8 protein-coding genes are annotated in these 6,062 nt (G+C 45.0%); 1 reads left to right on the top strand and 7 read right to left on the bottom strand.

Annotated features, from left to right (window positions below; genetic code table 11):
• From CVN76_RS16305 to CVN76_RS16295, 3 genes are all read right to left on the bottom strand, one after another.
• Positions 1-1,513, bottom strand: a 1,513-nt coding sequence (locus CVN76_RS16305; RefSeq protein WP_100532145.1) for a DNA internalization-related competence protein ComEC/Rec2, incomplete at its 3' end; no start/stop codon positions are given.
• 16 nt (positions 1,514-1,529) lie between these two features.
• Complete coding sequence (locus CVN76_RS16300; protein WP_100532144.1) at positions 1,530-2,090, bottom strand: ComE operon protein 2; 561 nt, start codon at positions 2,088-2,090, stop codon at positions 1,530-1,532.
• 81 nt (positions 2,091-2,171) lie between these two features.
• Positions 2,172-2,792, bottom strand: a complete 621-nt coding sequence (locus CVN76_RS16295) for a helix-hairpin-helix domain-containing protein (protein ID WP_100532143.1) — start codon at positions 2,790-2,792, stop codon at positions 2,172-2,174.
• A 111-nt stretch (positions 2,793-2,903) separates the two neighbouring features.
• Here CVN76_RS16295 and comER point away from each other — a divergent pair, with 111 nt between their 5' ends.
• Positions 2,904-3,734: a late competence protein ComER gene (gene comER / locus CVN76_RS16290; protein ID WP_269800044.1), complete on the top strand. Its 831-nt coding sequence runs from the start codon at positions 2,904-2,906 to the stop codon at positions 3,732-3,734.
• Positions 3,735-3,827: 93 nt separating this feature from the next.
• Here comER and CVN76_RS16285 read toward each other — a convergent pair whose 3' ends face one another.
• Genes CVN76_RS16285 through CVN76_RS16270 form a run of 4 tightly spaced genes read right to left on the bottom strand, consistent with a single transcriptional unit; the run spans position 3,828 to position 6,055 of the window.
• Positions 3,828-4,571, bottom strand: coding sequence for a class I SAM-dependent DNA methyltransferase (locus tag CVN76_RS16285; RefSeq protein ID WP_100532142.1), 744 nt, complete (start codon positions 4,569-4,571; stop codon positions 3,828-3,830).
• Complete coding sequence (gene rsfS / locus CVN76_RS16280) at positions 4,568-4,924, bottom strand: ribosome silencing factor (RefSeq protein ID WP_061144537.1); 357 nt, start codon at positions 4,922-4,924, stop codon at positions 4,568-4,570. Before rsfS ends, CVN76_RS16285 begins: the two co-directional genes overlap by 4 nt.
• A complete protein-coding gene (gene yqeK, locus CVN76_RS16275; RefSeq protein ID WP_061144536.1) occupies positions 4,924-5,496 on the bottom strand; it encodes a bis(5'-nucleosyl)-tetraphosphatase (symmetrical) YqeK in 573 nt (190 codons plus the stop codon). The genes rsfS and yqeK overlap by 1 nt, the downstream gene beginning before the upstream one ends.
• Complete coding sequence (locus CVN76_RS16270; RefSeq protein ID WP_061144535.1) at positions 5,486-6,055, bottom strand: nicotinate-nucleotide adenylyltransferase; 570 nt, start codon at positions 6,053-6,055, stop codon at positions 5,486-5,488. Before CVN76_RS16270 ends, yqeK begins: the two co-directional genes overlap by 11 nt.
• Between the last annotated feature and the right edge of the window lie 7 nt (positions 6,056-6,062).

The following is a 6,062-nucleotide window of genomic DNA, read 5'->3' as shown; positions in this document are numbered from 1 at the left end:
GCACTTCGCCAAAGGGTGACAGCTTTTGTATATTATATTGAAAAAACAAAAGTACAATCAGCATCCCGCACCACCATTTACTTTTCTTAAAGGACTCCTCCCAGGTCAGGAATAGCCCCAAAAGGAACGACACAAGTAATGCCATCACGAAAAAATGGGGCTTTCCAAATACAATGGAAGCTAAAGGCAAATTCGAGGCTGCATCGGCGGCCTTATTGCATAGGATGAAGGTGAAATTCAATATTGATATAAGGGGTTCTCCTAGCGGCGGGAATAGCAGATGACAAGTGAGGGCAATTAAAGAAAAAGGCAGCAACAAAATCGAATAAAGCGGAACATACACGACATTCAGGAACACTCCTAGGAAAGAGGCTTCATAAAAATGAAAAAGCAAAATGGGAAGGGCTGTCAATTGGCAGATCAAGCTTATGATAAGTAACTGCAGCGTTTTTTGGGGATAGCGCAAGAAGATGCCCGAAGACATGAGAATGGAAAAAGTGACGGCGAACGAAAGTTGAACGCCGATATCATATAGCATATTGGGCTGAAATAACAAAAGTGCGATGTAAACAAGTCCAATAGTGGAAGCTGCGGAGACACGATGCTTAAATAACAATAGGAAAAAAAAGAGCATCGCCATTAAACATGAGCGAACGACTGATGGGCTGCCGCCGGAAAGTAACATATAAACGGGGAGGAAGATCAGGAGGACGATGGTCATCCTTTCCCGGGTAATTCCAATTCTGATACCCAAGTAAAATAGCATCCCTGTCAAGAAGCTGACATGAAGGCCGGATATCGCCAATAAATGCACCAGGCCGAGCCTTTGATAATTAGTAAGGTCATTTTCATCAATATAGGCTTGGTCACCGAAAATGAGTGCTGTGACAAAGCCGCTTGATTCTTTTGGAAAGTTTCTCCCGATATACGCAATTCCCTTCATTCGCAAATTACGTATCGAATGGACAATCGAGCTTCCTCCTTTGGTGCATTCTTGAAAAGAAATGGAATCAGCTTTCAATATCCAGTGGGTGCTTTTATGCTTAAGATAGCGTTGATAGTCGAAACCGTTCTCATTTCTCTGTGTGTCGGGGATCAACAAGCTCCCCTCTGCAGGGCAAGATAAGCCGATTTGCAAAAGTCTGCCCAGATTTTCCTTTTCTTGCTCAGAATCGATTTTATAACGAAGCATAAGCCGTTCGCCCTTCTCACTGGCGATGAAGCCTTTCAATGAATGCCCATCTATTTTCGGCTGGTCGGTGAATGTGATTGCAAACCGGCTTTCCGTCCCTTGATAAATGGTTTGGCTTCGATGATCGGAGTAGGAAGCCGCCAAAAAAAAAATAATCATCACCACTAGATGAAAGCTATAGGCCTTCACATCCAGCCCCAGCGTATAATGGAGGAAGCAGAGAAAGATCGTGATGATGACTATTTGCGTTATACTGGGCGATGAATGGGCGGCAACTCCAAAAGTGGCAGATACGGCCAATAAAAGAAGGTGTCTTTCCATGCCTGTCCTCCTTGATTTATTGTTCAAATATTTGCTTTGCCTTTCTCTCCAGCTCCAATACCGCTTCTTTTTCCAACCCTGTTTGTTCCAGTTTGGCTACCAAGGCAAGTACGAAGTCCTTCTTTTCCTTTCCGTTGACATCGATGGCCCCTTTTGCTTCAACCTTTTCTGTTTTGACACCAGCCTGTCTGAATAACTCAAGTGCATATGGATGATTTTTATAGTCCTCTGCATAAAAAACGGCTTTGATTCCAGCTTGTATGAGAGATTTACAGCATTGCAAGCATGGAAAATGGGTCACATAGATCTCAGCTCGATCCGTAGGCACCCCAAATTTCGCACATTGCAGCAGTGCATTCATTTCAGCATGGATCGTCCTGACACAATGGTTATCAATTACATAACAGCCATCATCGATACAGTGCGTCCCTCCGGCAATGGAGCCATTGTATCCTCCTGCAATGATCCGGTTATCCCTTACGATCGTCGCCCCTACTGTCAGGCGCGTACATGTGCTCCTTAACGCTAATAAATGGCTTTGCGCCATGAAGTATTGATCCCAGCTTATCCTGTTCATGTTGTTGTATCCCCTCATTCAGTAAATTGTTTTCCTCAATTTTACCCTCTTGCTGCCCATTTGTGTAGTCCATTCCAACAATCACCGCACAGAAATGGAGTCCTGTAGTTTTTCAAACGTTTTATCACCGATTCCCGTCACTTTCTTCAATTCATCAATTTGCTTGAATGGACCTACGGACTCCCTATATTCCAAAATGGCAGCCGCTTTGGATGGCCCTATTCCAGTAAGCGTCTCCAACTCTTGCTGTGTGGCTGTATTCAGATTCACCTGCCCCTCCGCCATCCCACCTGAAGGAATGAGATGGTTATATTCCAAGTTTCCCTTGTCCTCTTCCCCTATTTCCGGAACATAAATGACCATTTGATCCTCCACTAGTTGGGCAAGATTCACTTTATCCTTATCGGCCTTGTCCGTAAAACTGCCTGCTGCCGAAATAAGATCATTTATCCTGTCACCTGCCTGAGCCGTAAAAACACCAGGATTTTCTACCGCTCCCTTCACATCGACTAAAATGACATGGTCATCCAAGACATTCGTTTCACTTTCCATTCCACCCTCTTTTGCGGCCTCAGCAAAGATTTCGTCCGGCTCAACGGGTTCGTGATCATACCCATGTTGCCAAAATAAGAAAATGACCACGGACCCCATCGCCACTGCGAGAGCAATCATCGTCTTTTTATCCTTTAAAATCCTATCCATTCATTTGCCTCCTAGTTGGTATTTACAGCATACATAGTCATAGGACAGATCATAAATACATAGTGTTTCTAGAGAATCAATCGTTTTTCAAGGGAGAGGAGTTGATCGGCTTTGAAGAAAATCGGTGTAATTGGAACAGGCAATATGGGCACCATTTTAATCGAGGCATGGCTGGAGGCAAAAGTTTTGAATCCGGCAGATCTAATGATTACAAACCGGACACTATCCAAAGCATTAACACTGAAAGAAAAACATCCGGGTATCAAGGTTGCGGAAAGCGCGGCCGAAATCGCCCAGCAAGCGGACTTTATTTTTCTTTGTGTAAAGCCATTACAAATCGACGGCTTGCTTTCAGACATCAAGCAGCATATAAACAGGGAACAATTGGTCATCTCCATCACGAGCCCGCTATCGGTGGCGCAGCTTGAGTCGGCCGTAAAGGCCCCTTGCGCGCGATTCATCCCCAGCATAACCAATCGGGTCGGCTCTGGGGTATCGCTGCTAAGCTTCGGTGAAGGATGCAGCAAGGAAGCGAGGTCCGCCTTGCAGGAATTGGCCTCGGCGATATCGGCGCCCGTCGTCATTGAAAATGATATCACCCGGGTAGCCTCCGATATCGTCAGCTGCGGTCCCGCCTTCTTTAGCTATTTAGCACAAGCTTTTATTGACGCGGCCTGCCAGACGACGAAAATAGATAAAGAAACCGCTACGACTTTGACTGAAAACATGCTGATCGGATTGGGGGAATTACTTGGTAAGGGCGTTTATACATTGCCGGCCTTACAGGAGAAGGTGTGCGTGAAAGGTGGGATAACGGGAGAAGGGATCAAGGTATTGGAAGCGGAGACAGGGGAAATGTTCCACCATCTTTTTCAAGCGACGCATGAAAAATTTGCAGAAGATCTTCATGAGGTTGAAAAGCAGTTTGGCCATCCTTATTAATATTCGTAACGTCTTTCTCATTTCCTGCTAAAAATAAAAAAAAGAGGTCAGGGACTTCACTCGCATATGCGAGGGGGGCCCTGACCTCTTGATTCATTTTCTGGCTACGAATAATACCCGTTCAGTTTCCGATACAGGCGGGGCTTCTTCAAGATCCGCCATAAGTTCCGTCACGGTAAACCCTGCTTGCTGCAACCATTTTTTATATTGGTCAACCGGATAAGTCCGTTGATAATGCAACTCATCAAAGCGGTCATACAGACCACTTCGCTCGTCCTTCACGAAAAAACTTAACTCATGTTCCACACTGTAAGGTTCTTCACCAGGAAAACAATCCCATATATAGGAAACTTCTTCATCGCTGACGGCAAACGTATGGTTATGGAACACTTCTTCCATTTTATACAGGGAATGGACATCGAATAAGAACAACCCGCCATCCTCTAAATGCTCGTGCACCCGGGTGAACGTTTTGGCGATATCCGCCTCATCTCGTAGGTAGTTCAACGAATCACAAAAAATCGTGACACAGTCAAAGCGACCAAGCCCCTCAAGTTCTGCCATATTCTGTTGGAATAAGGGAATCGTTAACGAGAGCTTCACCGCTTTTTCATTGGCAACCAGAAGCATTTCATCTGAGAGGTCCACGCCTGTGACCTCAAATCCGTGCTGCGCCAATTCAACGGTCATTTCCCCGGTTCCACATGCCAAGTCGAGAACTTTCCTTCCGCCAATTCCGTACTGTTCCAGCTTCGCCGTAAGGATCATCAGCCATTTTTCATAGGGTGCATCCTTCATCAGTTCATCGTATACATAGGCAAAGCGTTCGTAGGTCATGGAGTCAGTTCACTCTCTAAATCTTCAAAAGGTGCATCTCCCCATAAACGTTCGAGGTTATAGTAGTTTCTTTCATCCTTATGGAAAATGTGCGCCACTACATCGCCAAGATCGACGAGCACCCACTTCGCTTCATCAAATCCTTCAAGACGCTTTACAGCGATACCTGATTCATCGGCTTTACTCTTCATTTCACGAGCGATGGCTTGCACTTGTTTTTCGGAATTACCATGACAGATTAAAAAATAATCCGCAACAAGGGATATGCCTTGCATATTCAAAGCCACGATATCCTCCGCCCTTTTATCATCCGCCGCTTTTGCTGCAATTACAAGAAGTTCACGTTCAGTCATTACATCTTCTCCTTCAAATTCATGATCAAATCATTATATGTGTTAAATGTATCAGGGTAAATGGCCTGATTTCTTTTCATTAAAAAAGCAACGGTATTCCTTAAAGCCTGTATGACAGCATGATCCAAGTTTTGCTTGGCTGTCTGCCTGACTTCTTCGACACCTGGAAAGGAACGTCCCGGCTCAATATAATCAGCAAGATAAATGACCTTATCCAAAAGGCTCATGCCGACCCTGCCTGACGTGTGATAGGCAATTGCATCCAAAATTTCGGCGTCCGTGATGCCTGCTTCCTTTTTCACCAGGTAAGCCCCTACTGGAGCGTGCCACAACTCCATATTGTAGCGGAGTAAATCCGGCGCCATCTTTTCGGCGATGATGATTTGCTCCATTTCTTCTTTTGGACGAAACTTTGCATAATCGTGGAATATGGCTGCCAGTTCGGCTTTTTTTGTATCAGCGCCATAGAGTTCGGCAAGTTCAATGGCCGACTCCATCACGCCTAGAGTATGGATGTACCTGCGCTCGGTGATTTGTTCTTTGACAAGCGCCAGCGCTCTTTCACGATTCATATAAACCATTCCCTTTAATATACTTCACCACAGGATCTGCAATTAAATATTTCACGGTTTTCCCCGTTCTTAACTTCCTTCGGATCATGGAAGAGGAAATGAACATCTGCGGGACTTTCACCATCGTGATCGGGTATAGGGTCTTCTCGTCATAGCCAGGACGCTTCACCCCGACGAAATGGACCAATTCCACCAATTCATCGATTCGATGCCACTTTGGTAAATACTCAATCATATCTGCGCCAATTATGAAATAGAATTCATTGGTCGGCTCACGTTCCTTCAGGAGCTTTATCGTATCATACGTATAAGATGTGCCTTTTCTTTCTATTTCAATACCCTCAATATAAAAAGATGGGTTGGTGGCTATCGCGTTTTCCAGCATAGCCAGCCTGTCCATATCGGTTACTTCCTCCGATTTTTCCTTATGGGGAGGAACATGGTTTGGCATGAATCTGATTTCATCAAGCTCTAGAGCGTCCAGCACTTCATTCGCAATAATTAAATGGCCGATGTGCGGTGGATTGAATGTACCGCCAAGAATTCCAATTTTTTTCATAGGTAGG

It is taken from the genome of Bacillus sp. mrc49 (assembly GCF_002803435.1).
Note: the sequence above shows the minus strand (reverse complement) of the source record. Positions and strands in the feature narration are given on the sequence as shown.